A 23,809-nucleotide genomic window follows, 5' to 3' on the forward strand; every position below is an offset into this window, starting at 1 on the left:
ACGGTTCGCGGCCGGCGCCGCCACGCTCATCGTCCGCCTCTGCTTTCCGTCAGATAGGGGCCTGTGCGCCCGGAGAGACGGCTGAGACGGCCCCGACGGTTCCTCCCGCGGGAGCGGCGACGTGCCAGGGCAGCACCTTTCACCAAGAGGATCCCGATGCTGCACCAGCAAGAGCCTCCGTGCCTCCCAACTCGGCACGGCCGGTCTAGGGTGTCGCGGCGTGACAGTTTTGATCGTTGGTGGTTCCGGGTTCTTGGATGCCGAGCTGGTCCGGCAAGCGGCAGCGGCCGGGCACGCGACGGCCGCGACCTACGCGACCCGGCCCGGGAGCACTCCAGGGGTCGCCTGGCACGCCCTCGACCTGCGGGATCCCGGAAGTGTGGAAGCGGTCGTGGCCGAGGTCAGCCCTCGTGTCGTCGTCAACGCGTCGAGCGGCAAGGCGGACTGGGCGGTCACAGCCGAGGGTCCTGTCCGTCTGGCGATGGCTGCGGCTAACGACCTGGTGCACGATAGCCAGTGGATCAGCGAGCGGCGTCTTGCGGCTTCGCATCCAAGGCGGAGGAGGGAGGCGACGCGGAGCGTCGTCGACTGACGACAACGCCGGAGGCGGAGTCGCAGGGCGTCGGGAGCCCGCTGGCTATCGTGCACCAGGTCGTAAGTCCGGCAGCCGTCTGATCCATGTCTCCAGTGACGCCGTGTTCTCCGGCGTCCGCGTCCACTACGACGAATCCTGCCTGCCCGATCCCGTCACCCCGTACGGGGCGGCGAAGGCCGCGGCGGAGACAGGGGTTCTTCTCGTGCATCCGGACGCCGTGGTCGCCCGCACCTCGCTGATCATCGGCGACGGGCAGTCCGTACACGAACGTGCTGTGCACGCACTTGCCGCCGAGCCCCGTGCCGGCGTCCTGTTCACAGACGACATCCGTTGCCCGGTGCATGTGGCCGACTTGGCCGCAGCTCTCATGGAACTTGCGTCGGGAGATGCGAGCGGCATCCACCATCTCGGTGGAAAAGAGGCCCTGAGCCGTCACGAACTCGGCATCCTCATAGCCAGGCGCGACGGACTCGACGACTCCCGACTGCCCACGGGTCTGCGGGCAGACAGCACGCTTCCCGGGGCGCTCGACGTACGCCTCGACAGCCGCGCGACCCAGCGCACACTGCGGACCACGCTGCGCGGCGGCCGCCAGTTCCTCGCCCCGGCGGCTTGACCGCCCGGAGCGCGGCGGCTCGCTTTTGCAGATCAGGCACGCTCGGCGTACGCCGGGAACAGTTTCGGGGCGGCACAGCGTGAGGCTCACCGCTCCCGCCCGCAGGCGGACCGATCCGCGTGACGCCGATGGCATGGCCGTCGCTTCGTCGGGGCTCGTCGGCGCGGACAGCGCCGTGTCCTGGAGCTTCTGACCAGGCCGGACGACCGACAAGTAATTCCTCCTGGACAAAAAAAGTGTTCGGTGGGATGGTTGTCCCATGTTGGACGTGACCGTGATCGAGGACGCGGCGGCAGCCGCCGTCTCCCTGGACCCCATGAGGGCTCAGCTGCTCGCCGAGCTGGCCGTCGGGCCCGCGTCGGCGACGATGCTCGCCGGGCGGGTCGGGCTGCCCCGGCAGAAGGTGAACTACCACCTCAAGGCGCTGGAGCGGCACGGCCTGGTCGAGCTGGCGGGCGAGCGCAGGAAGGGCAATGTCACCGAGCGGCTGATGCGGGCCACGGCGGCTTCGTACGTCATCTCACCGCTCGCCCTGGCCGCGGTGCAGCCCGACCCCGACCGTTTCCGTGACCAGCTGTCCGCGCGGTGGCTCCTCGCGGTCGCCGCGCGGCTCGTACGGGACGTCGGCAGCCTGATCACCGGCGCGACGAAGGCCCGCAAGCGGCTTGCGACCTACGCGCTCGACGGTGAGGTGCGCTTCGGCTCCGCGGCCGACCGGGCGGCGTTCGTCGAGGAGCTGACCCGGGGTGTCGGCGCTCTCATCGCCAAGTATCACGACGAGCATGCCGAGGGCGGCCGCGATCACCGGATCGTCGTCGCGCTCCACCCCACCGTCAAGCCCGGCACCGTCGAGCCGGGCGGCACCGGGCCGGCCATTTCCGCCGCCGCCCCCACGCCGGTCGAGGAGTCCTCATGAGGAAGCTCGATGAGATGACGTCCGGTTCGGGCGTCCAGCATCCCGTCCACGCGCCCGAGCGCGCTTAAGGAGTCAGATCACCATGTCCAAGGAATTCGAGATCGTCCGCGAGTTCGAGGTCGACGCGAGCCCGGAGCAGGTCTGGGAAGCGATCACCACCGGTACCGGCGGCTGGCTGTGGCCCATGGAGTACGAACCCCGCACGGGCGGCGCGGCTCCGTTCGGCGGCACGGTCGCCGCGTGGGATCCGCCGAGGCGGCTGACCGGCCGTGTCGAGAGCCCCGAGGGTGCGCCCCGGCAGACCCTGAACCAGCTCGACCATGTCATCGAGCCGCGCGAAGGCGGCGGTTCCTGGGTCCGCTACGTGCACAGCGGCATCTTCGTCGACGACTGGGACAACCAGTACGACGGCGCGAGCAAGCACACCGACTTCTACCTGCACACCCTGCGGCAGTATCTCCAGCACTTCGCCGGCCGGTCGTCCGTGTTCGCCTCCGTCGACGGCCCGGCGGCCTCCCACGCGGCGGACGCGCTGGAGGTGGCGAGCCGCGGGCTCGGGCTGCCGGACGAGGCGGCGGAGGGGGCCACCGTACGGTTCGACGTGCCCGGTGGGGCGCGGGTGGAAGCCGTGGTCGACTACCGCAACGCCTACTTCATCGGGCTGCGCACCGATACGGCGATGTACCGGCTGTTCGGCAGGAACCACTTCGGCGGACCGGTCGGGATCAGCGTGCACGACTTCGCTCCCGGCGCCGACGCCAAGCTGACCGAGGGCGCCTGGCAGAACCGGCTCAACAGCCTGTTCTCGTAAAGTCCATGGCTGTTCCCCTGAGCGGAGCGGACCCCGGCCGGCCTCACCCGTACGGCTCCGCCCGGTCAGCTGTTCCGAGCCGGAGGCGGCATGATCAGGACATAGCCCCGACCGGAACGGGAACGGGATCCATATGGCGACGCGCGCGGCACTGTTCGACGTCGACGGGACTCTCGTCGACACCAATCACCTCCATGTGACCACCTGGTGGGAGGCGTTCCGGCAGGCTGGGCACACGGTGCCGATGCCCGCGATCCACCGGGCGGTCGGCCTTCCTTCCGGCGACCTCATCGCGCATCTGCTCGGTGACGACCGGGACCACGATCAGGACGCGGAGATCAGCGCCGCGCACACCACGCTGTACGGGACCTACTTCGACCGGCTGCCCGCGCTCGAAGCGGCGGGTGATCTCCTGCGGTCGCTCGCCGACACCGGCTGGCGGATCGTTCTCGCCACCTCGGCGGGAGGGGCCGAACTCGCCGCGCTGCGCCGCGCGATCGACGCCGACGAGGTCATCAGGGGGACGGCGAGCGGCGACGACGTGGACGCGGGCAAACCCGCTCCCGACCCGGTGCACCTGGCGCTGGAGCTGGCCGGGGTGCCGGCGGAGCGGGCGGTGTTCGTCGGCGACACCGTCTGGGACATGGAGGCGGCGTCGCGAGCCGGCGTCCGTGGTATCGGTCTGCTGTCGGGCGGAATTCCGCGCGCCGCCCTGGAGGCAGCCGGAGCGGGAGAGGTCTACGAGGACCCGACCGACCTGCTGGCGCACCTCGAGACCAGTCCGTTCGCGGAGCTCGAAGGGCGCTGAACCGGCGCGGGACGCCGGCTCGTTCCCGTCCCACCGGCACCCGCCCGTCCCCGCCCCACCGGCCCGCGCTCGCGCGGTGCCCCACCCGGCCCGTGTTCGCCCGGCGGCGGCCGCTCACCCCGGCGACGGGGCCTGCCGCGAGCGCGTCCACTCCTTCAGCTGCCCGGCTGTCCAGGTGTTGATGACGCGGTCGGCCGGTACGCCACACTCCTCCGCCCGCGCGCAGCCGAGCAGCTGCCAGTCGAGCTGACCGGGCGCGTGGGCGTCCGTATCAATGGCGAAGAACACCCCGGCCGCGACCGCCTCGCGCAGCAGCCGGCGGGGCGGATCCAGCCGCTCGGGCCTGCTGTTGATCTCCACGGCCGTACCGGATTCGGCGCAGGCGGCGAACACCGCCTCCGCGTCGAACCGCGACTCCGGACGCCCGCTGTCCTGCCCGCCCCGGCCCGTTCCCCGGCGGGCCGTCACCAGACGTCCGGTGCAGTGTCCGAGCACATCGCTCAGCGGATCGCGTACGGCGGCGATCATGCGCCTCGTCATCGGAGCGGCGTCCATGCGCAGCTTCGAGTGGACGGACGCCACCACCAGGTCCAGCCGGTCGAGCAGCTCAGGCTCCTGGTCCAGCGATCCGTCCGGCAGGATGTCGCACTCGATACCGGTGAGCAGCCGGAAGGGTGCCCACCGGTCATTCAGTTCCGCTATCACGTCGAGCTGTTCGCGCAGCCGCTCGGCCGACAGCCCCCGGGCCACGGTGAGCCGGGGGGAGTGGTCCGTGAGCACGGCCCATTCGTGTCCGATCGCCGCGGCCGTCCGTCCCATCGCCTCGATGGGGCTGCCGCCGTCCGACCAGTCCGAGTGCAGATGGCAGTCCCCGCGCAGTGCGGCGCGCAGTGCGTGCCCGCCGTCGACGAGCGGCGTGCCTGCTTCCCGCTCCAGCCGCTCCAGGTAGCCGGGGACCGTGCCCCGCACCGCGGCCGCCACGACTTCTGAGGTCTTGGGGCCGATCCCCTGCACCCGGCTGAGGGTGCCGGCCGTGGCGCGGCGCGTGACCTCGTCGGCGGGCATGCCGGCCACGATCGCGGAGGCGTTACGGAACGCCCTGACCCGGTATGTCTCGGCCCGCGCGCGCTCCAGCAGAAAGGCGATCCTGTCGAGAGCCTCCACCGGATCCATGGGCGCCCCCAGCGTGTAGGTCGCTTTCCCGCTCATTGTCCGTGCGACGGCCAGGACGTGCATCTCGCCCGGCCTGCCGCGTCGTCCCGGGGGTATTCGAGGTTCATCACAGAGCCGTTGACCAGGGAGGGGCGTCATGTCTTCGACGACGCAGCAGAGTGAGACGCAGCAGAGTGACGAGAGCGTGGACGGCCGCAAGGAGACGGAGAACGAGCGCGCGGACCGTCAGTGGTCGGAACTGATCCAGGAGGTGCGCGTCGCGCAGACCGGTGTGCAGATCATGTTCGGCTTTCTTCTCACCGTGGCCTTCACGCCCCGCTTCGCCACGCTCGCGGAAACCGACAAGACGATCTACCTGATCACCGTCGTTCTGGGCGCGGCCGCCACCGGGGCGCTGATAGGGCCGGTCGCCTTCCACCGGGTCGTCTCCGGCCGCCGTATGAAGTCCCGGGCGGTGACATGGGCGTCCAGACTCACCGTCACCGGCCTGTTCCTGCTGCTCGCCACCCTGGTCTCCGCGCTTCTGCTGATCATGCGGGTGGCCACGCACAACCACATCGTGCCGTGGATCGTCGCCGGGATAGTCGCGTGGTATGTGCTCTGCTGGTTCGTCCTGCCCCTGTGGGCGAGCCACCGGCACACGGCATCGGACCGGACATGATGAGGCCCCGCGGACGGGGGACGTCGCGGGGCCTCACACTGGTCGAAGCGTACGCAGGGATGTCTTTCCGTTGGGTAGGACCGCCCGTTCGTACGTTCCTCGGGCCTGCCTCGGCCGGATCTCGCCGATCACCGTCCGCCGGCGCGATGACGCGCACGACCCCTGTCGTATGGAGCCGGAACGACGCGCCCCGCGGGGCGGGCTGTCATTCGGTCCATGCCTCTCGGCCGGGTGATCGCCGGCCAGGCCGCCGAGTGTTGGCGGTGGAAGTTCTGGACGGCGTCCGACATGGCGACAAGGGCAGGGCGAGCCGGGTCACGGCCGGTCCGGTCGTGGCGGCAGGGTGGTGCGTGGAGCGGTCGTTCAGTTCTGTACGGAGCGACGCTTACGGGCGGCCCACATGATGCCCGCACCCGCCACCAGCACAACAGCGGCCGCACCGGCGATCATCGGCGTGGCGCTGGAGGAACCGGTCTCGGCGAGGTCGTCCCCGGCAGGGCTCGGCTTCGACGAGGGAACCACGGGCGCCGAGCTGGTGGGCTCGGTCGTGGGCGTGGGCGTCGCGGTGGTGGGCGTGTCCGACGGCGTGTCCGACGGCGTCGGGGTCGGGGTCTCCGACGCCGGCGGGGTGGGCTCGTCGCAGACCGGAGCGGTCTTGGTCTCGTCCTTCGAGTACTGGTCGCCGTCGGCGGCCTTCACGACGAGCCGGACGGACAGCTCGCTCTTGTGCTCGGGAAGGTCGAGCTTCTTGTGGAATTCGTTCTTGAACTTCTCCGTGGGCAGCAGGTCCTTGCCGTCCACGGTGATGTTCACCGTGTTCTGGTCGCTGTTGCCGTAGGCGGTCAGGTCGACGCTCACCTCGGAGCAGCTCACCGTCCATACCGGGGTGTGCGCGACCGCCGGAACGGCCGACAGGCCGACACCGAGCGCACCTGCCGTCGCGACCGTTATGAGGGCGCCTCTGCGCCGCCACGATCCGCTGAATAGAGTCACAGAATCCTCCGCGATAACCGCGCCGCCGACGATGACGGCGCGCGCGCACAGTACCGCCATCGGCGCTGACCTCATCAACCGCCCCACCCAACTCACCCTCTGCGCGCACCTCATATCCCTGGTGAGAGGGCAGATAGCGGTCCGCGCACCGTGCGCGGAGGGCGGCAGCGGAGGCCGTTCCGACAGCAGGTCTGGGGGCCGGAATCGAACGGTCATCGCTGATGACGCCCATGACCGCAGGGCTGTGAGCGGGCCGAAGCGCGCGTCCCTGCCCAAATACACGCCTGATCATTGCGCATTGGGCAAAAACTCCGTCAATAATTCGGCATCGGTTTCCCGTTGCTCGGAAAACGATCGATTCGCGCCGGTCCGGTGGCCGGTAAAAGCCCCGGCCCCCATTGTCCGCCGCCCGCGTTTTATGACGTACGGCGGCGGCGCGACAACGTCCGCCGTACCCATTGCCGGACCGCGGCCACCCGGGGGTGACGCTCCCGCTGTTCACGCGAGGCGCGGTCCAGTTCCTCCAGCAGCCGCTTGGAGCGATTCTCCATGTCCAGCTCGTCCAGGATCCGGTCGATCTCCGCCAGCAGCGCGCCGTGGAGCTGCCACTGACGGGGATGCCGCTGGACGCCCTCCAGCAGGAGCTGGGCCAGCCTCTCCCGGCTCGTGACCGCCGCGGCGAGGTCCTCGGCGAGCCGCGACTCCGCCGTCTCGGCGCTCTCGCTCACCTGCGTGGTGACCAGCACGGCGAAGCTCACCACCGCGTCGGCGACATGGGCGAGCAGGTCTTCCAGCTCGCCTCCCACGTCCGGCGGGAACAGCGGCTCCTCCGTGCGCTCCTTGGCGAGGTCGGTGAGCGTCCTGGCCAGTACGCGCAGGACCACCGTGCAGATCTCCAGCGTGTCGAGACCGGTGCGCAGCACCACGCGGTGGAGCAGTCCTTCCTTGACGCGGGGGTTGAGCCGGAGACTGTCCTCCGCCTGGCGCAGGGCGGCGTCCACCTCGCTGATGTCGTGGTCGAGCCGGCGTGCCTCATGGAGGCGTGCCGCGGCGTGTTCGACCGGAGTGGGTCCGGTGAGCCCCTCTCCGATACGCAGCAGCAGCTGCCGCATCCGGCGGGAGAGGCCGTCGATGGACTCGCCCGCGGTGTTCACCCACACCGGGGGCACGAAGAGGAAGTTGAACAGAAGCCCGACCACGGCGCCGATCAGCGTCTCCAGGACCCGGTCCCAGGCCTCGGACGTCACCCGGCTCACTCCGAGAATGAGCATGGCGCTGATCGCGACCTCGGGCACGAACTCGCTCACCCGGACGATCCGCCCGACGACGAGCGACGCCAGGATGATCAGGCCCAGGCTCCACCAGGACAGCCCGACCAGCGCGCTGAAGCCGATGGCGACCAGCACCCCGGCCACGACGGAGTTCACCCTGCGGACTCCGGTGGTGATGGTGGAGTAGAGGGTGACCTGCACGACGAGCAGCGCGGTGAGGGGAGCGGTGAGCGGCGCCGGCTCGTTGCTCAGCTGGAGGGCGACCACATAGGCGATGGTCGCCGCGGCCGCGGATCGCAGCGTCTGCACGACGACCGGATCCCGGCGCCGCTTCACGAACTCGGCGGCGGACGCGCTCACTCTCTTCTGGACATCACGCACGACCAGTCTCTTCCCGCGCTTGAGCCGGCCGGACCGGAACAGTGCACCGATGGTCCTATACGTCCCGGCGCGGCCGGACGTACGGCTCCGCCACTGCTTCACTCCGTGCGGGGTGTTCCCGGTGCCTGACAGGATGGCCTCCCTCGTGTGTCCGCCGGTCGAATCCCGTCGACTACCCCGCGTCCCGGACGCCATCCCGGGTCACCGCGACCATGTGAGAGGTGTCATGTCCGCGCAGTTCCCGGAACGTGAGGCGCCACGCGCCCGCGACCTCGCCGCTCTGGACGAGCGCCTGACGCACTGCCGGGCCTGCCCCCGCCTGGTGGCCTGGCGCGAACAGATCGGCAGGGAGGGCAGGAAGGCGTACGCCGACTGGGACTACTGGGCGCGTCCGGTGCCCGGCTTCGGCCCCGCGGACGCCGCGATGCTGGTGGTCGGCCTCGCACCGGCGGCGCACGGCGGCAACCGCACCGGGCGTATGTTCACCGGCGACCGGTCGGGCGACGTGCTGTTCACCGCGCTCCACGCCATCGGCCTGGCCAGCCTGCCGCTCCCGACGGGCCCGGACGACGGCATGCGGCTGCGGGGCGTACGGCTGACCGCGCCGGTGCACTGCGCCCCGCCCGCCAACAAGCCGACGCCCTGGGAGCGCGACACCTGCCGGACCTGGCTCGTGCGGGAGCTCACCCTGCTGCGCCCCACCGTGCGGTCGCTCGTGGTGCTGGGCGCCTTCGGCTGGCAGGCCGTGTTCCCGGCGCTGGCCGCGGCCGGCTGGTCGGTGCCACGGCCCCGCCCGGTCTTCGGACACGGCGCCCGCGTCACCCTGACAGCCACCGACGGCGGCCAGGACCTCCAGGTGTTCGGCTGCTACCACGTCAGCCAGCGCAACACCTTCACCGGACTGCTCACCCCCGCCATGCTGCGCGAGGTGCTCGCCGCGGCGGCCCGCGCGGCGGGACTCCCGGAACCCGGCCGGCTCTGACCGCCCCTGGACGAGTTATTCCGAAGTCCCGTCTGCCCGGCGGCGCCCAGCACGCACGCTCGCGGCGTTGCCGAAATGCCCTAGTAGCTCCGCTACGAGGGCACCTCGGCGCCTTGCGATCGCACGCACCGGACACCGCCGGGCCCGCCCTCCGGGCGGACGACGCTACTTCGGAATAACTCGTCTAGGCCCTCAGAGCCGCCGCAGCGCAGGCAGCAGCGTCTTCTCCGACCAGTCGAGGAACGGCAGCTGGTGGTCGCCCCCGATCTGGACCAGGGCGACTTCCGTGAACCCCGCCTCGGCATACGGCCGCACCGCCTCGACGAACGCGTCCACATCGTCACCGCACGGGATCGTCTCCGCGACATCCTCCGGCCGTACGAACTGGGTCGCCCCGGCGAACGCGGCGGTGCCCGGCAGCTCGGAGTTCACCGGCCAGGGGCCGACAGACCAGCGGAACTGCTCGTGCGCCCGTGCCACGGCCGCGTCCCGGTCCGTGTCGTAACACACCGGCAGCTGGCCGATCTTCGGCTTTCCCGTCCCGCCGTGCCGGTCGAAGTCGGCCAGCAGCTCACCCTTGGGTTCGGTGGCGATGACCAGATCGGCCGTTCGTCCTGCGAGCTCGCAGGACCGCTCCCCGGAGACCGCGACCCCGATCGGCGGCAGCCGGTCGGGGAGATCCCAGAGCTTGGCGCTCTCCACATCGAAGTGGGCGCCATGGTGGTTCACATAGCCGCCGGCGAACAGCGCGCGGATGATCTCGACGGCCTCTTCGAGCATCTCCAGCCTGATGTGCGCGGCGGGCCAGCCCGATCCCACCACATGCTCGTTGAGGTTCTCGCCGGAGCCGAGCCCGAGCCGGAAGCGCCCCTCCGACAGCAGCTGCATCGTCGCGGCCTTCTGCGCGACCACCGCCGGGTGATAGCGCGTCGTCGGGCAGGTCACGTAGGTCATGAGGGGGATACGGGAGGTGGCCTGGGCCGCCGCGCCCAGCACGCTCCACGCGTAGGGGGCGTGGCCCTGGGAGTCCAGCCACGGGAAGTAGTGGTCCGAGGTCACCGAGAAGTCGAACCCGGCCCGCTCGGCGCCCACCACATGCTCGACCAGCGCCCGCGGCCCCGCCTGCTCCGTCATCATCGTGTATCCGATTTGCACCATGATCAGCGCTTAGCCGATCTCTGACGTCGTGAAACCTGCCGGGTCGCACACCACGGCGCGCCGGGTGAGTCTGGTGGGGCAACGCCTCCCCAGGAGCCAGGAAGCCGGTAGCCACAGAGCCCGGCCCGCCGGGGACCGCAGACGCGCTGGAGGAAGCGATGGGTGTCCGCAGACTGATCGGTGACTGGCCCGCCTACCGGCAGCTCACCGGCTCCGACCGACTCGGACGCGGCCGCGCGGCCATGTCGCCCCGCACCGAGGACCTCAGGCCCCGTACGGACTCCGCCGACCGGGTCGTGGGGTCCATCTGCCCGTACTGCGCGGTCGGCTGCGGCCAGCAGGTGTACGTCAAGGGCGACCGGGTCGTACAGATCGAGGGAGACCCCGATTCCCCGATCAGCCGGGGCCGGCTCTGCCCCAAGGGCTCGGCGACGCTCCAGCTCACCACCGGCCCGGCCCGCCGCCACCAGGTGCTCTACCGGCGCCCCCACGCCGCCGAGTGGGAGCCGCTCGATCTGGAGACGGCCATGGACATGGTCGCCGACCGGGTCGTGGAGACCCGGCGGCGCACCTGGGAGTGGGAGTACGAAGGGCTGCGCACCGCCCGCACGCTGGGGATCGCCAGCCTCGGCGGAGCCACCCTCGACAACGAGGAGAACTACCTCATCAAGAAGCTGCTGACCGGCCTCGGCGTGGTCCAGGTCGAGAACCAGGCCCGGGTCTGCCACAGCTCCACCGTCGCCGGCCTCGGTACCTCGTTCGGACGCGGCGGGGCGACCACCTTCATGCAGGACCTCCAGCACGCGGACTGCATCGTCATCCAGGGCTCCAACTTCGCCGAAGCGCACCCCGTCGGATTCCAGTGGGTCATGGAGGCGAAGGCGCGCGGGGCGCGCGTCATCCACGTCGACCCGCGCTTCACCCGTACCAGCGCCCTCGCCGACCAGTACGTACCGATCCGCGCGGGCAGCGACATCGCCTTCCTCGGCGCGATCATCCATCACGTACTCACCGAGGAGAAGGACTTCCGGGAGTACGTGCTCGCCTACACCAACGCGGCCACCCTCGTCAGCGAGGACTTCCGGGACACCGAGGATCTCGACGGCGTCTTCTCGGGACTGGACGAGCAACGGCACCACTACGACCCCACGAGCTGGCAGTACGAGGGGTCCGAAGTGCAGTCCCCCGCCGGTGAGGTGGACGAACAGTACGAGGAGCACGAGAGGAGGCTCGACGCGGAGACCCGTATCGGGGAGGCCGGCGGCTCCGAGAGCCACGGCTCCGGCGGCGCCAGGACCGGCCCGCGGCCCCCGCGGGACGAGACCCTCCAGCATCCGCGCTGCGTCTACCAGATCCTCAAGCGGCACTACGCCCGCTACACCCCCGAACTGGTCGAGGAGACCTGCGGAGTGCCGCGCGAGGCCTTCCTGAAGGTGTGCGAGGCCCTGACCGCCAACTCGGGCCGCGACCGCACCAGCGCCTTCGTCTACGCGGTGGGCTGGACCCAGCACTCGGTGGGCGCGCAGTACATCCGCGCGGCGAGCGTGCTGCAGCTGCTGCTCGGCAACATCGGGCGCCCCGGCGGCGGCATCCAGGCTCTGCGCGGACACGCCTCGATCCAGGGATCGAGCGACATCCCCACCCTGTTCAACCTGCTGCCCGGCTATCTGCCGATGCCCCACGCGCACGCCCACGAGAACCTGGACGCGCTCATCGGCTCCAGCCGTACCGAGAAGGGCTTCTGGGGCAATATGCGGGCGTACTTCGTCAGCCTGCTCAAGGCGTACTACGGAGACGCGGCCACCGCCGACAACGACTTCTGCTTCGGCCATCTGCCCCGCCTGACCGGCTCGCACTCCACGTACGAGACGGTCATGGCCCAGCTCGACGGCGTCTGCAAGGGCTACTTCCTGATGGGGGAGAACCCCGCCGTCGGCTCCGCCAACACCCGCCTCCAGCGGCTCGGCATGGCCAATCTGGAGTGGCTGGTCGTACGGGACTTCTCCCTGATCGAGTCCGCGACCTGGTGGCAGGACGGGCCCGAGATCGAGACGGGCGAGCTGCGTACCGAGGACATCGGCACCGAGGTCTTCTTCTTCCCGGCCGCGGCCCACACCGAGAAGTCCGGTTCCTTCACCAACACCAACCGCTGGCTCCAGTGGCACCACGCCGCCGTCGAACCCGAGGGCGATGCCCGCAGCGACCTGTGGTTCATGTACCACCTCGGGCGGCGCGTCAAGGAGAAGCTGGCCGCCTCCACCGATCCGATGGACCGGCCGGTACAGGACCTGGCCTGGGACTATCCGGTGGACGGCCCGCTGCAGGAGCCGATCGCCGCGGCCGTGCTCGCCGAGATCAACGGGCACGCGGCGGACGGTTCGCCGCTGAGCGCGTACACCGAACTGAAGGACGACGGATCCACCCGGTGCGGCTGCTGGATCTACTGCGGGGTGTACGCGGACGGCGTCAACCAGGCCGCCCGCCGCACGCCGCGGACCGAGCAGGACTGGGTGGCCGCCGAATGGGCCTGGGCCTGGCCCGCCAACCGCCGGATCCTCTACAACCGCGCGTCCGCCGCCCCCGACGGCGCCCCGTGGAGCGAACGCAAGGCGTACGTCTGGTGGGACCGGGAGAGCGGGAGGTGGACCGGGTACGACATCCCCGACTTCATCCCCGACCGGGCGCCCGACTACGTACCCCCGGACGACGCGACAGGGCCCGACGCACTGCGCGGCGACGACCCCTTCATCATGCAGGCGGACGGCAAGGGCTGGCTGTACGCGCCCGCCGGCCTGGAGGACGGCCCGCTGCCCACGCACTACGAGCCGCAGGACTCGCCCTTCACCAACGCGCTCCACCCGTCCGTGTCCCGTTCGCCCGTGCGCCAGCTGATCCGGCGTGAGGGCAACCGCTACCACCCCAGCGGCGACGATCCCGGCGCCGACGTCTATCCGTACGTGGTCACCACCCACCGGCTCACCGAGCACTTCACCGCGGGCGGGATGAGCCGCTGGTCGCCCTATCTCGCCGAACTCCAGCCGGAGTTCTTCTGCGAGATCTCCCCGATGCTCGCCGCCGAACGCTCTCTGAAGCACGGCGGCTGGGCCACGATCGTGACGGCGCGCAACGCCGTCGAGGCCCGGGTGATGGTGACCGAACGGATCAGGCCACTGACCGTGCACGGCCGTACGGTCCACCAGATCGGGCTGCCGTTCCACTGGGGGCCGAACGGGGTGACCACCGGCGACGCGGCCAACGAACTGGTCGCCATGGCGCTCGACCCCAACGCGCACATCCAGGAGGACAAGGCCCTCACGGCGGACATCATCGCCGGCCGCCGCCCCCGCGGGCCCGAGCTGCCGGAACTCGTCGCCGCGTACCGCCGCCGGGCGGGCATCACCGCGGACACAGGAACGGAGACCTGGAAGTGACATACGGACTGCTCAGCGGCCCCGAGCCGGATCCGGCCCGCGACGCCGGCCACGAGAACCCGCCGCCGCGCGTGGGCTTCTTCACCGACACGTCCGTCTGTATCGGCTGCAAGGCCTGCGAAGTGGCCTGCAAGGAGTGGAACGCGATCCCCGAGGACGGGATGAAGCTGACCGGGATGTCGTACGACAACACGGAGGCGCTCGGGGCCTCCAGCTGGCGGCATGTGGCCTTCATCGAGCAGTCGGTGGCGGCGGCGGTTCCGGTGCCCGAGGGGCGGACGGAACTGCCCCTCGCGGGCGAGGTGACCGCGCCGCGCGCCGGCGGCGGGACCGGCGCCGCGCCGGGCAGTGGCGACCTGCGCTGGCTCATGTCGTCGGACGTCTGCAAACACTGCACGCACGCCGCCTGCCTGGACGTCTGTCCGACCGGCTCACTCTTCCGTACGGAGTTCGGCACGGTCGTCGTCCAGGAGGACATCTGCAACGGCTGCGGTTACTGCGTGCCCGCCTGCCCCTACGGTGTCATCGAGCAACGGCCCTCGGACGGCAGGGCCTTCAAATGCACGATGTGCTACGACCGGCTCGGCGTCGGCCAGGAGCCTGCCTGCGCCAAGGCCTGCCCCACCGAATCCATTCAGTTCGGCCCACTCGACGAACTGCGCGAACGGGCCGCGCTCAGGGTCGGCCGGCTCCACGAGGAGGGCGTCACCGAGGCCCGGCTGTACGGGCACGAGCCGGACGACGGCGTCGGCGGCGACGGGGCGTTCTTCCTCCTCCTCGACCGACCGGAGGTCTACGGACTGCCCCCGGACCCGGTGGTCACCACCCGCGACCTGCCGGCGATGTGGCGGCACGCGGCCACGGCCGCGCTCTGTCTGGCGGGCGGCTTCGCGCTGTCCTTCGCGCTCCCCGCACTCACCGGAAAGAAGGGACGGCGATGACTGCCTCCGACCTGAACCGGGGGGCCCGTCGGCTCAAGCGGCGCGGCGAGGAACTGATGGTGCCCCGAGCCGAGTTCGACTCGTACTACGGACGGCCCGTCATCAAGGCACCGTCCTGGTCGGCCCGTGACATCGCCGGCTACTTCTTCCTCGGCGGACTCGCGGGAGCGGGCTCGGTGCTGGCCGCGGGCGCGCACCTGAGCGGCCGTACGGCCACGGCGACCGCGATGAAGATCTCCTCGCTCGCCGCGGTCACGCTCTCCGCCGCCGCGCTCGTGAACGACCTGGGGCGGCCCAGCCGGTTCGTGAACATGCTGCGGGTCTTCAAACCGACCTCGCCGATGAGCGTCGGATCCTGGCTGCTCTCCGCCTACGGACCCTGCGCCGGGGCGGCCGCGTTCTGCGCGGTCACCGGCAGGCTGCCCCGGGCCGGAGCCGCCGCCACGAGCGCGGCGGCCGTGTTCGGGCCCGCCGTCGCCGCGTACACGGCGGTCCTCGCCGCGGACACCGCCGTCCCCGCCTGGCACGGCGCCCACCGCGAACTCCCTTACGTCTTCAGCGCCTCGGCGGCCGCGGCCGCCTCCGGGATGGCCCTGGTGCTCGCACCGCCGCGGGAGAGCGCGCCGGCCCGGTGTGCCGCCGTGCTGGCCGCGGTGGGGGAGGTGTCCGCCATGACGGCCGCCGAGCGACGGCTCGGCATGGTCGCCGAGACCTACCGCGAGGGCCGCGCGGGGAATCTGCTGCGCGCCGCCCGCGTGCTCACCGTGGCCGGCGCGGCGGGGGCGGCTCTGTCCGCCGGCAGCCGGCGGGCGACGGTGGGCAGCGGCGCCCTGCTGCTCGCCGGCTCGGCCTGCACCCGCTTCGGCATCTTCGCGGCGGGCATCGCCTCCGCCGAGGACCCGGCCTACACGGTGCTCCCCCAGCGGGCGAGGAAGGAACGCGCCGCGCACGGGCCGGACGCGGACTGACGCCGGCCGTCAGCCGCGTGGCGAGCCCTCAGGGGTGTCGGGGGTCTCGCCGGGTCCGCTGCCGCACCAGGGCTCCATGCCGTCGGAGGGCCGCAGGACCTCGTTGCCGTGTCCGCCGAGCTGGTGCGGTGTGAGCCGCTGCCCGTCGTCCGGGAACTCGTCCAAGGGCGGCACGCTGCCCTCGGCACGGGTGGTCCTGGCCGGCCGGTGCGGCTGCTCGGACGGGCGCGGGGGAGCGGTTTGACGGCCGCGCAGTCGTTCACCCGGACGCCGGCCGAGCGGGCGGGAGCGCGCGTTTGGCGCGGTAGGTGCCGGGCACACGGGTTTGGTACTTCGGACAGCCGGATCCGGCGGACCGGTGTCCGCGTCCGTGCGCCGTGCCCGGCTCGTTCTTACGCAAGGTGAAACGCAGTGGACCGTATAAAGCCCGACGACAAGAAGCCCAGCGCCACGAAGTCCAGCGCCACGAAGTCCAGCGTCACGAAGTCCGACGCCAAGACCCGGGTGACCGTCCTGGTGGCGCTGGCGGCGAATCTCGTGATCGCCGCGGCCAAAGCCGTCGGCGGTCTGCTCACGGGCTCCCCGGCGCTCCTCTCCGAGGCCGCGCACTCGGTCGCCGACAGCGTGAACGAGGTGTTCCTGCTCGCCTCCCTGCACCGCAGCCGCCGCCCCGCCGACGAGCGGCATCCCTTCGGCTACGGCAAGGAGCGCTACTTCTGGGCCCTGCTCGCGGCCGTCGGAATCTTTGTCATGGGAGGCTGCTTCTCCTTCTTCCAGGGCTTCGAGGCGCTGGGCTCGGACGAGCAGGAGTCGCCCAGCGGGTACGCGATCGGACTGACCGTTCTCGGTGTCGCACTGCTCGCCGAGGGCAGCTCGCTGGTCCGCGCCCTGCTCCAGGTGCGTGGCGAGAAGGAGGGGGTCCGCGATCCCGCCCTCCGTACCGTCATCGCGGAGGACTCGACCGCCGTGTTCGGCGTGCTCCTCGCCATGGCCGGCATGGCGCTCCACCTGATCACCGGAAACATCGTCTGGGAGGCCGGCGCGTCCTTCGCGATCGGGCTCCTCCTCGTCTACATCGCCTACCGTCTCGGCGCCGAGGCCCGTGGCCAGCTGGTCGGCGAGGCGATCGACCCCGAACTGCGCGGCCGTCTCCGCGCGCTGCTGGACGCCCAGCCCGAGATCGACAATGTGGCCACCCTGCTGACGATGAAGCTCGGCCTCGACTCGACGCTGGTGGCGGCTCGTATCGATCTGGTGCCCGGCCTCGACAGCGAGACCGTCGAGCTGGTCTGCGTACGGATCAAGAAGTCCGTGACAGGCATCTGGCCGGAGGCCGACCATGTCTTTCTCGACATCACGGAAGCACCCGCCGACGACTGATCACGGCGCCCGGAACCGGGCCGGCCGCCGGTCCCGACGGAATTCTCAAAAGTTTCCGAACCCGGGTGCATACATCCGCGCGGCGGGGGCAGGCGAGCCGCCAGCAGACCCGACCCAGAAGGTGATGACGTGATGATCTCTACGCGCCCCGCCGGAACGTCCGTACAGCCGACGACCGGAGAAGGCCCGGCGCAGTTGGCCCAGGGCGATACCTTCGTGGGTGAGCTGCCGTGGATCGAGGACGCGGGGAAGGTCGCCCCGAAGGACGCGCGTGCGCTGTCGAAGGTGTTCTTCGATCAGCTCCAGGTCCTGGAAGAGGGCACGCACGAGTACCAGTACGCGCGCAACACGCTCATCGAGATGAACCAGTCGCTGGTCCGCTTCGCGGCGAGCCGCTTCCGCAACCGGGGCGCCGACGAGATGGAGGACATCCTCCAGGTCGGCACGATCGGCCTGATCAAGGCGATCGACCGGTTCGATCTGTCCCGCGAGGTCGAGTTCACCTCCTTCGCGGTCCCCTACATCGTGGGCGAGATCAAGCGCTTCTTCCGTGACACCACCTGGGCCGTCCATGTCCCGCGCCGCCTCCAGGAGCTGCGCGTCGAGCTGGCCAAGGCCAAGGAACAGCTCGCCCTCCTGCTCGACCGCGAGCCCACCGTGGCGGAGCTCGCCGGGCACCTGGAGCTGAGCGAGGAGGAAATCATCGAAGGGCTCGTCGCCGCCAACGGCTACAGCGCGGGTTCCCTCGACGCGCCCAGCGACAGCAGCGACGAGGGCCAGACCGGCAAGAGCGGCCGCACCTACGCCGATACGCTCGGCGGCTGCGACCCCGCCATGGAACTCGTCGAGGACTTCCGGACCCTCGCCCCGCTCCTGGGCCAACTCGACGACCGCGAGCGCCACATCATCGAAATGCGCTTCGGCCAGGAGCTGACCCAGTCCGAGATCGGCGAGCGGCTCGGCGTCTCCCAGATGCATGTCTCCCGGCTGCTCTCGCGCACGCTGACCCGGCTCCGTACCGGCATGCTCACCGATCGGTGAGCATGCCGCGGCCGGCCCCGCCCACCCCGTCGGACCGCTGAAAAGAGGCCCGCTGAGCGGTCGGCCGGGACCGGCCGCGCCGCGCTCCGGCTACCCGTGGTTGTGCATGACGGGGAATGATGAGGTAGACACCTTTCCAGCGGGTCGATCGGCATTCAGGCCGCGCGGCCGCTCGACTCTCCGAACGGTTGTGCATGCCTTCCTCACCGTCCCGCCAGGATCCGATGCAGGGACCGAACGCCGGCGCCGCGCCGAACGCGCGTCCGCAGCACCGTGACATCTTCCTGGAGCCGCGCTACACCGTCGAACTGCCGCCCCTGCAGGACGGCGAGGGCGACGACGACGTCTCCATGGACAGCGTTTTCGACCGGGCCCCGACGCGCCGCCGCACGCCCACGCCGCGCCGAGGATAGGAGAGCGTTCACCATGGCCGGTGAGGAGACGGACCGCCCTCTGCTGGAGGGGCTCACGGTGGACGACCGGCGCCCCGAGCAGCCGGTTCTGCTCGACCAGGAGGGGCGGCCCATCCGGACATGGCGCGAGAACTACCCGTACGACCGCAAGGTCCGGCGGCGGGAGTACGAACGGCGCAAGCGGGTTCTGCAGATCGAACTCCTCAAGCTCCAGCGCTGGGTCAAGCACACCGGGCAGCGGCTGGTCGTGGTGTGCGAAGGGCGTGACGCGGCGGGCAAGGGCGGCACGATCCAGCGGTTCACCGAGCGGCTCAATCCGCGCGGTGCCCGGGTGGTCGCCCTGGAGAAGCCGACGGAACGAGAAGCCGGTCAGTGGTACTTCCAGCGGTACGTCGCCCACCTCCCGTCCGCCGGGGAGATCGTCTTCTTCGACCGGTCCTGGTACAACCGGGCCGGGGTGGAGCGGGTGATGGGGTTCTGCACGCCGGACCAGTACCAGCACTTTCTCCACCAGGCCCCGCTGTTCGAGCAGATGCTCACCGAGGACGGCCTCCTGCTGGTGAAGTTCTGGTTCTCCGTCTCCCGCGCCGAGCAGCGCACCCGGTTCGCGATCCGGCAGATCGATCCGGTGCGGCAGTGGAAGCTCTCCCCGACCGATCTGGCCTCGCTGGATCTGTGGGACGCGTACACCGCCGCCAAGATCGATATGTTCCGGGCCACGGACACCTCGGCCGCGCCCTGGACCGTCGTCAAGACCAATGACAAGAGGCGGGGCCGGCTGGAGGCGATGCGCAGCCTGTTGTGGCGCTTCGACTACGACAACAAGGACGACATGGTCATCGGCGAGCCCGATCCGCTGATCGTGGGTCCGGCGGACACCCTCCTGGAACCGGGGGAGGAGAGCGCGGACCTCTCTCCCACGCCGCTCGCGGACCGGCGCGAGGGCCCGGGCGATCACCCGCCCGGCTGACGCGCCGGAACCCGCCAGCACACGCTCTAGCGGCCGGGGGCCGTCGTGTCGTCGTCCGTGTCGTCGTCGGGCCATACGATCCGGAAGTACTTCAGCCGCTCGTCCTGCGCGACGAGCAGCATGCCGGCCGCGCTCATGACGTGCTGGGACGCGATGTTGTCGTGATCGGCGTCGCCCTCGACACAGGTGATGCCGCTCGCCCGCGAGAACCGCAGCAGCTCACGGAGCGCCTCGCTGGCGTATCCCTTGCCGTGCGCCGACGGGATCAGGCCGTAGCCGATGGTCACCTTGAGGTTCTCGTCCGGGGCGCCGTGGAAGCCGACACCGCCGATCGCCCGGCCGTCCTCGCGGCGGCGGATCTCGTACGCGCCGAAGGGCTGGGGGTCACCGGTGATGGAACAGGTCGTCAGAAAGCGCCTGGCCACCACCATGTCACTGTCGGCGGGATATCCGGGAGCCCACCGCTCCTCGCCGTCCGGCTCGCCCGACGCCACCCGTTCGGCTTCTATGACACTCATCGGATGCAGCACGAGCCGCTCTGTCACAAGATCGTCCATGACAGGGACAGCTATCACGAGTGGGGGCCGTGCCACAGCGGATTTACCCGACTGTGCATCGAGCGTTCGCCGGGGAGCCGGCAGGGGCGCGTCAAGACACCGCCCATCCCGGGCCCGGCAGGCCCGGCGGGTGGACCATGGAGGTGTGGGCGCCCGACGGGGGCGCCGATTCCGAGGGTCCGACGTACGAGGTACGGCGAGGTGGACCATGAGATACCCGCTGCGTGATCGCGTCGCCCTGGGCGTCGCCGTGGCCGCGCCTCTCGCGGTCGCCCTGCTGCTGGTGCCGTTCCGTACGGACCTGGCGAGCACCAACCTCGCGCTGATCCTCGTCGTGGTCGTCGTGGCCGTCGCCGCCCTGGGGAACCGCGTCGCCGGCGCCCTCGCGGCGCTGTCGTCGGCCGTGTGGTTCGACTTCTTCCTCGCCCGGCCGTTCCAGCAATTCGCCATCACCGACGCGAAGGACATCGAGACGGCCGTCCTGCTGCTGGCCGTGGGTCTCGCCGTGTCGCAGATAGCGGCCCGCGCACGGCGGCTGCATGTCATCACCGTGACCGACGCCGGCCTCCTCGCCCGGGTCCACGACACGGCCCGGCTGGTGCAGGCCGCCGGCTCCCCCGACGCGGTCGTCAGCCAGGTCAGAGGGCAGCTCGCCGACATACTGCGGCTGCGCGGCTGCCGCTTCGAGTACGGCAGCCTCCTCGGCCATCCGGCGCGGCTGGAGCAGGACGGCACCGTCGTCGTGAACCGTAAGCCCTGGGATCTCGAACGGCTCGGCTGGCCGGAGGGCGAGATCGAACTCCGCGCCGCCGCCAACGGCCGCTACTTCGGCCGGTTCATGCTCCTGCCCGCTCCCGGGTCCGTCCCGTCCCGGCAGACGCGGCTGGTCGCCGTGACGCTGGCCGACGACGCGGCGGCGGCGCTGGACACCGCCGGCCCGGCGCTGGACGGCTGACGGGCCGCGGAGGCGGACCACAGGCCCTGTGGACGAGGACATGCCATGGGTCAATCCTGGAGGCGTACGGCGGGCGCGGTCATCGCGCCCGCCGGCTGTACGGCACCGCCATGCCTCTCGTACGACAGGAGCCGCGCCCGTCATGAAGATCACCGCAGCCGACGTCATCGTCACCAGCCCCGGCCGTAACTTCGTCACCCTGCGTATCACCACCGAGGACGGCCTCACCGGACTGGGCGACGGCACCCTCAACGGGCGGGAGCTGGCCGTCGAGAGCTATCTGCGCAGCCATGTGGTGCCCCTGCTGATCGGCCGCGACGCCGCGCGGATCGAGGACACCTGGCAGTACCTGTACCGCGGCGCCGACTGGCGCCGCGGCCCGGTGACGATGGCAGCCGTCGCGGCGGTCGACACCGCCCTGTGGGACATCAAGGCCAAGGCCGCCGGCATGCCGCTCTACCAGCTGCTCGGCGGAGCCTCCCGCACCGGCGCCCTCGCCTACGGCCATGCCTCCGGGCGCGACATCGCGGAAATCCTGGACTCCGTACGCGCGCATCTGGCCCAGGGGTACCGGGCGATCCGCATCCAGTCCGGGATCCCCGGGCTGGAGTCGGTGTACGGCGTGGCCGCGTCCACCGCGGCGGCCGGTGACCGCTACGACGACGAACCGGCCCGCCGTGGCGCGGACGGGCCGCCGCGCCCCGTCGAGGAGGCCTGGGACACCCGCGCGTACCTGCGCCACATGCCCCGCGTCTTCGAGGCGGTCCGCGAGGAGTTCGGCCCGGAACTGCCGCTGCTCCACGACGCCCATCACCGCATGACCCCCATCCAGGCCGCCAAACTCGGCAAGGAACTCGAGCCGTACGACCTGTTCTGGCTGGAGGACGCCACGCCCGCCGAGGACCCCACCGCCCTGCGGCTCATCCGGCAGCACACCACCACCCCGCTGGCCATCGGTGAGGTCTTCAACTCCCTGCACGACTACGGAGCTCTGCTGAGTGAGCGGCTGATCGACTACGTACGGTCGGCGGTCACGCACGTCGGGGGCGTGACGGCGATGCGCAAGCTGCTCGACCTCGCCGCCGTGTACGGCATCAAGTCAGGCATCCACGGGCCCACCGACATCTCGCCCGTCGGTATGGCCGCGGCGCTCCATCTCGACCTCGCCGTACACAACTTCGGCATTCAGGAGTACATGAAGCACACGGACAGCACCCTGGAGGTCTTCAGGACCTCCTACCGCTTCACCGACGGTCTGCTGCATCCGTCCGCCCAGCCGGGCCTCGGGGTGGAACTCGACGAGGCGGCCGCCGCGCGCTTCCCGTACGAAGCGGCCTACCTGCCGGTCAACCGCCTCACGGACGGAACGGTGCACGACTGGTAGCCCCCGCCGCGACCGCCGTGACGAGCGCCGCGTGGTCGGCCGCGTTGCGGGCGGTGTAGCGCAGCGCGAAATCGGCGACGGCCCGGTCGAAGGTGTCGGAGCCGCCCAGGTAGGCCGCTATGGCGATGCGGTCGCCCGAGCGGGCGTGCGCGCGGGCCAGGGCCGTACCGCACAGCTTCGCGTAGTCGTGCAGCAGCGACGGCGACATGTCGTCGACGCCGGCGGAGGTCTTCATGTCACGCACCTGACGCCAGTAGAAGTGCCGGCCCTCAGGGCCGGTGACCCAGCCGAGGAAGAGGTCGCCCGCCGCCTGGAGCAGCCGCTGCCCCGTCACCACCCGCCGGCCCTGGTGGGGGTACGCGCTCTGCTGCAGATGGGGTTCGAGCACGGACGTCTCGGCCTCCTTGATCTGGAGGAACAGCGGGTCCTCGGCGTTCCAACCCTCCAGCAGCACCAGGTAGCAGCGCGCGCCGACACTCCCGATCCCCGTGGCCTTCCGGGCCGCGTCGACGAAACGGAACCGGTCCAGGAGCATGCGCCGCTCCTCGGGAAGCGTGGACCGGTAGCCGATGAAGATCCGGCGCAGCGCGGCCGTGTCGAGTCTTCCGAGCGGTTCGAGCAGCGGCGGGTCGGGGGTGATCCGGCGCTGTCCTTCCACCACGTCGGTCAGCTTCTCCAGCGCCCGCAGGCTCGTCCGCCGCCCGGCCCGCGACGGGTCCTCCACCGCCCGTTCGCGATGGCCCGCCCGTATGAGGGGAAGGAGGTCGGCGGTGTCGATCCGCTCGTACCAGACGTCGAGTTCACCGAGGGCGGCCAGCCGCCGCATCGCCGTGCGGTACGCCTCGACCGCGGCGCACACCGCGCGCCGCGCCTGGGCCTCGGACTGGCCGTTGTCGCTCGCGGCCACCGCGATGCTGGTGGCGAGACGCTTCACATCCCATTCGAAGGGCCCCGGCAGGGTCTCGTCGAAGTCGGTGAGGTCGAAGAGCAGGGCGCGCTCGGGTGAGGCGAAGACGCCGAAGTTCAGCAGATGCGCGTCCCCGCAGAGCTGTACGGTCAGCCCGGTGCGGGGCTGTGTGGCCAGATCGGCGGCCATGACGGCGGCCGCGCCGCGCAGGAAGGCGTACGGGGAGGCGGCCATCCGTTCGTAGCGCGGCGGCAGCAGCTCGGGGATCCGGGTGGCGGTCTGCCGCGCCAGTACGGTCAGTGGATCGAGACGGTCGGCGCTCGGTATCCACAGTCCGTGCGAGGACCGGGACGCCCGCTTGCGAGCGGCCCGGCCGCGCTCCGCCCGCGCGGCGGGAGTGACGGACGTGGTGTAGGCGGCGTACGTGGCGGGAGTGGTCATACGGCCCCTCCCGCTCCGATCGTTCAACGCCGTGTCACAGCTGCTGACCACGAGCA

At 70.9% G+C, this 23,809-nt stretch carries 21 protein-coding genes and 2 pseudogenes; 16 read left to right on the forward strand and 7 right to left on the reverse strand.

Translation table 11 applies throughout. The annotated features are described in order from the left end of the window. Positions 1-220 precede the first annotated feature (220 nt). From ACFVWW_RS27370 to ACFVWW_RS27390, 5 genes and pseudogenes are all read left to right on the forward strand, one after another. Positions 221-493: pseudogene (locus ACFVWW_RS27370) on the forward strand (NAD-dependent epimerase/dehydratase family protein); the annotation flags it as partial. 163 nt (positions 494-656) lie between these two features. Beyond that, positions 657-1,211: pseudogene (locus tag ACFVWW_RS27375) on the forward strand (sugar nucleotide-binding protein); the annotation flags it as partial. Between the two features lie 259 nt (positions 1,212-1,470). Beyond that, on the forward strand, positions 1,471-2,127 hold the full coding sequence (locus ACFVWW_RS27380) for an ArsR/SmtB family transcription factor (RefSeq protein ID WP_384334633.1): 657 nt from the start codon (positions 1,471-1,473) through the stop codon (positions 2,125-2,127). 82 nt (positions 2,128-2,209) lie between these two features. Continuing rightward, positions 2,210-2,938, forward strand: a complete 729-nt coding sequence (locus ACFVWW_RS27385) for an SRPBCC domain-containing protein (RefSeq protein WP_386878134.1) — start codon at positions 2,210-2,212, stop codon at positions 2,936-2,938. A gap of 133 nt (positions 2,939-3,071) precedes the next feature. Continuing rightward, positions 3,072-3,746, forward strand: coding sequence for an HAD family hydrolase (locus ACFVWW_RS27390; protein ID WP_384193796.1), 675 nt, complete (start codon positions 3,072-3,074; stop codon positions 3,744-3,746). A gap of 114 nt (positions 3,747-3,860) precedes the next feature. Here ACFVWW_RS27390 and ACFVWW_RS27395 read toward each other — a convergent pair whose 3' ends face one another. After that, positions 3,861-4,919: a PHP domain-containing protein gene (locus ACFVWW_RS27395; RefSeq protein ID WP_386878135.1), complete on the reverse strand. Its 1,059-nt coding sequence runs from the start codon at positions 4,917-4,919 to the stop codon at positions 3,861-3,863. A 136-nt stretch (positions 4,920-5,055) separates the two neighbouring features. Between ACFVWW_RS27395 and ACFVWW_RS27400 the strand changes: the two genes are divergently transcribed. Next, positions 5,056-5,580, forward strand: coding sequence for a DUF6328 family protein (locus ACFVWW_RS27400; protein ID WP_384193799.1), 525 nt, complete (start codon positions 5,056-5,058; stop codon positions 5,578-5,580). A gap of 363 nt (positions 5,581-5,943) precedes the next feature. On the opposite strand, the gene ACFVWW_RS27405 is transcribed toward ACFVWW_RS27400, so the two are convergent. Further along, on the reverse strand, positions 5,944-6,573 hold the full coding sequence (locus ACFVWW_RS27405) for an LAETG motif-containing sortase-dependent surface protein (protein ID WP_384193802.1): 630 nt from the start codon (positions 6,571-6,573) through the stop codon (positions 5,944-5,946). Between the two features lie 416 nt (positions 6,574-6,989). Beyond that, a complete protein-coding gene (locus tag ACFVWW_RS27410; RefSeq protein WP_386878136.1) occupies positions 6,990-8,225 on the reverse strand; it encodes an aromatic acid exporter family protein in 1,236 nt (411 codons plus the stop codon). Positions 8,226-8,451: 226 nt separating this feature from the next. Between ACFVWW_RS27410 and ACFVWW_RS27415 the strand changes: the two genes are divergently transcribed. Beyond that, positions 8,452-9,207: a uracil-DNA glycosylase gene (locus ACFVWW_RS27415; protein WP_386878137.1), complete on the forward strand. Its 756-nt coding sequence runs from the start codon at positions 8,452-8,454 to the stop codon at positions 9,205-9,207. A gap of 192 nt (positions 9,208-9,399) precedes the next feature. On the opposite strand, the gene ACFVWW_RS27420 is transcribed toward ACFVWW_RS27415, so the two are convergent. Next, entirely contained in the window at positions 9,400-10,365 is a 966-nt protein-coding gene (locus ACFVWW_RS27420; RefSeq protein ID WP_386878138.1) for an LLM class F420-dependent oxidoreductase, read from the reverse strand. A 158-nt stretch (positions 10,366-10,523) separates the two neighbouring features. On the opposite strand from ACFVWW_RS27420, the gene fdh reads away from it, so the two are divergent. From fdh to nrfD, 3 genes are read left to right on the forward strand one after another with little or no spacing between them, the layout of a single operon-like run. Further along, positions 10,524-13,796: a formate dehydrogenase gene (gene fdh, locus ACFVWW_RS27425; RefSeq protein WP_386878139.1), complete on the forward strand. Its 3,273-nt coding sequence runs from the start codon at positions 10,524-10,526 to the stop codon at positions 13,794-13,796. Next, positions 13,793-14,737 carry a 4Fe-4S dicluster domain-containing protein gene (locus ACFVWW_RS27430; RefSeq protein WP_386878140.1) on the forward strand — a complete coding sequence of 315 codons (945 nt, stop codon included), beginning with the start codon at positions 13,793-13,795 and terminating at the stop codon, positions 14,735-14,737. The genes fdh and ACFVWW_RS27430 overlap by 4 nt, the downstream gene beginning before the upstream one ends. A gap of 56 nt (positions 14,738-14,793) precedes the next feature. Continuing rightward, positions 14,794-15,705, forward strand: a complete 912-nt coding sequence (gene nrfD / locus ACFVWW_RS27435; RefSeq protein WP_386878157.1) for an NrfD/PsrC family molybdoenzyme membrane anchor subunit — start codon at positions 14,794-14,796, stop codon at positions 15,703-15,705. Positions 15,706-15,714: 9 nt separating this feature from the next. On the opposite strand, the gene ACFVWW_RS27440 is transcribed toward nrfD, so the two are convergent. Then, positions 15,715-16,314 (reverse strand): DUF6479 family protein, encoded by a 600-nt coding sequence (locus ACFVWW_RS27440; protein ID WP_386878141.1) that lies wholly within the window; start codon positions 16,312-16,314, stop codon positions 15,715-15,717. On the opposite strand from ACFVWW_RS27440, the gene ACFVWW_RS27445 reads away from it, so the two are divergent. From ACFVWW_RS27445 to ppk2, 4 genes are all read left to right on the forward strand, one after another. Beyond that, entirely contained in the window at positions 16,210-17,085 is an 876-nt protein-coding gene (locus ACFVWW_RS27445; protein WP_384193584.1) for a cation diffusion facilitator family transporter, read from the forward strand. The two genes, ACFVWW_RS27440 and ACFVWW_RS27445, sit on opposite strands and share 105 nt — an antisense overlap. A gap of 132 nt (positions 17,086-17,217) precedes the next feature. Next, complete coding sequence (locus ACFVWW_RS27450) at positions 17,218-18,126, forward strand: SigB/SigF/SigG family RNA polymerase sigma factor (protein WP_384193587.1); 909 nt, start codon at positions 17,218-17,220, stop codon at positions 18,124-18,126. A 224-nt stretch (positions 18,127-18,350) separates the two neighbouring features. Then, positions 18,351-18,539, forward strand: coding sequence for a hypothetical protein (locus tag ACFVWW_RS27455; protein WP_384193590.1), 189 nt, complete (start codon positions 18,351-18,353; stop codon positions 18,537-18,539). 13 nt (positions 18,540-18,552) lie between these two features. Continuing rightward, positions 18,553-19,509, forward strand: a complete 957-nt coding sequence (gene ppk2, locus ACFVWW_RS27460) for a polyphosphate kinase 2 (RefSeq protein WP_384193592.1) — start codon at positions 18,553-18,555, stop codon at positions 19,507-19,509. Positions 19,510-19,535: 26 nt separating this feature from the next. On the opposite strand, the gene ACFVWW_RS27465 is transcribed toward ppk2, so the two are convergent. After that, on the reverse strand, positions 19,536-20,066 hold the full coding sequence (locus ACFVWW_RS27465) for a GNAT family N-acetyltransferase (protein WP_386878142.1): 531 nt from the start codon (positions 20,064-20,066) through the stop codon (positions 19,536-19,538). A 208-nt stretch (positions 20,067-20,274) separates the two neighbouring features. On the opposite strand from ACFVWW_RS27465, the gene ACFVWW_RS27470 reads away from it, so the two are divergent. Both ACFVWW_RS27470 and manD read left to right on the forward strand, forming a co-directional pair. Beyond that, entirely contained in the window at positions 20,275-21,021 is a 747-nt protein-coding gene (locus tag ACFVWW_RS27470) for a DUF4118 domain-containing protein (protein WP_384193598.1), read from the forward strand. A 142-nt stretch (positions 21,022-21,163) separates the two neighbouring features. Continuing rightward, the gene (manD, locus tag ACFVWW_RS27475) at positions 21,164-22,405 is read left to right on the forward strand and encodes a D-mannonate dehydratase ManD (RefSeq protein WP_389680165.1); all 1,242 of its coding nucleotides are present in this window, start codon (positions 21,164-21,166) and stop codon (positions 22,403-22,405) included. Here manD and ACFVWW_RS27480 read toward each other — a convergent pair. After that, positions 22,377-23,753 (reverse strand): DUF2252 domain-containing protein, encoded by a 1,377-nt coding sequence (locus ACFVWW_RS27480; protein WP_384334609.1) that lies wholly within the window; start codon positions 23,751-23,753, stop codon positions 22,377-22,379. The genes manD and ACFVWW_RS27480 overlap by 29 nt on opposite strands. Positions 23,754-23,809: the final 56 nt, after the last annotated feature.

Origin of the sequence: Streptomyces sp. NPDC058198 (assembly GCF_042882605.1) — a bacterium.
In the GTDB taxonomy this organism is placed as follows: Bacteria; Actinomycetota; Actinomycetes; order Streptomycetales; family Streptomycetaceae; genus Streptomyces.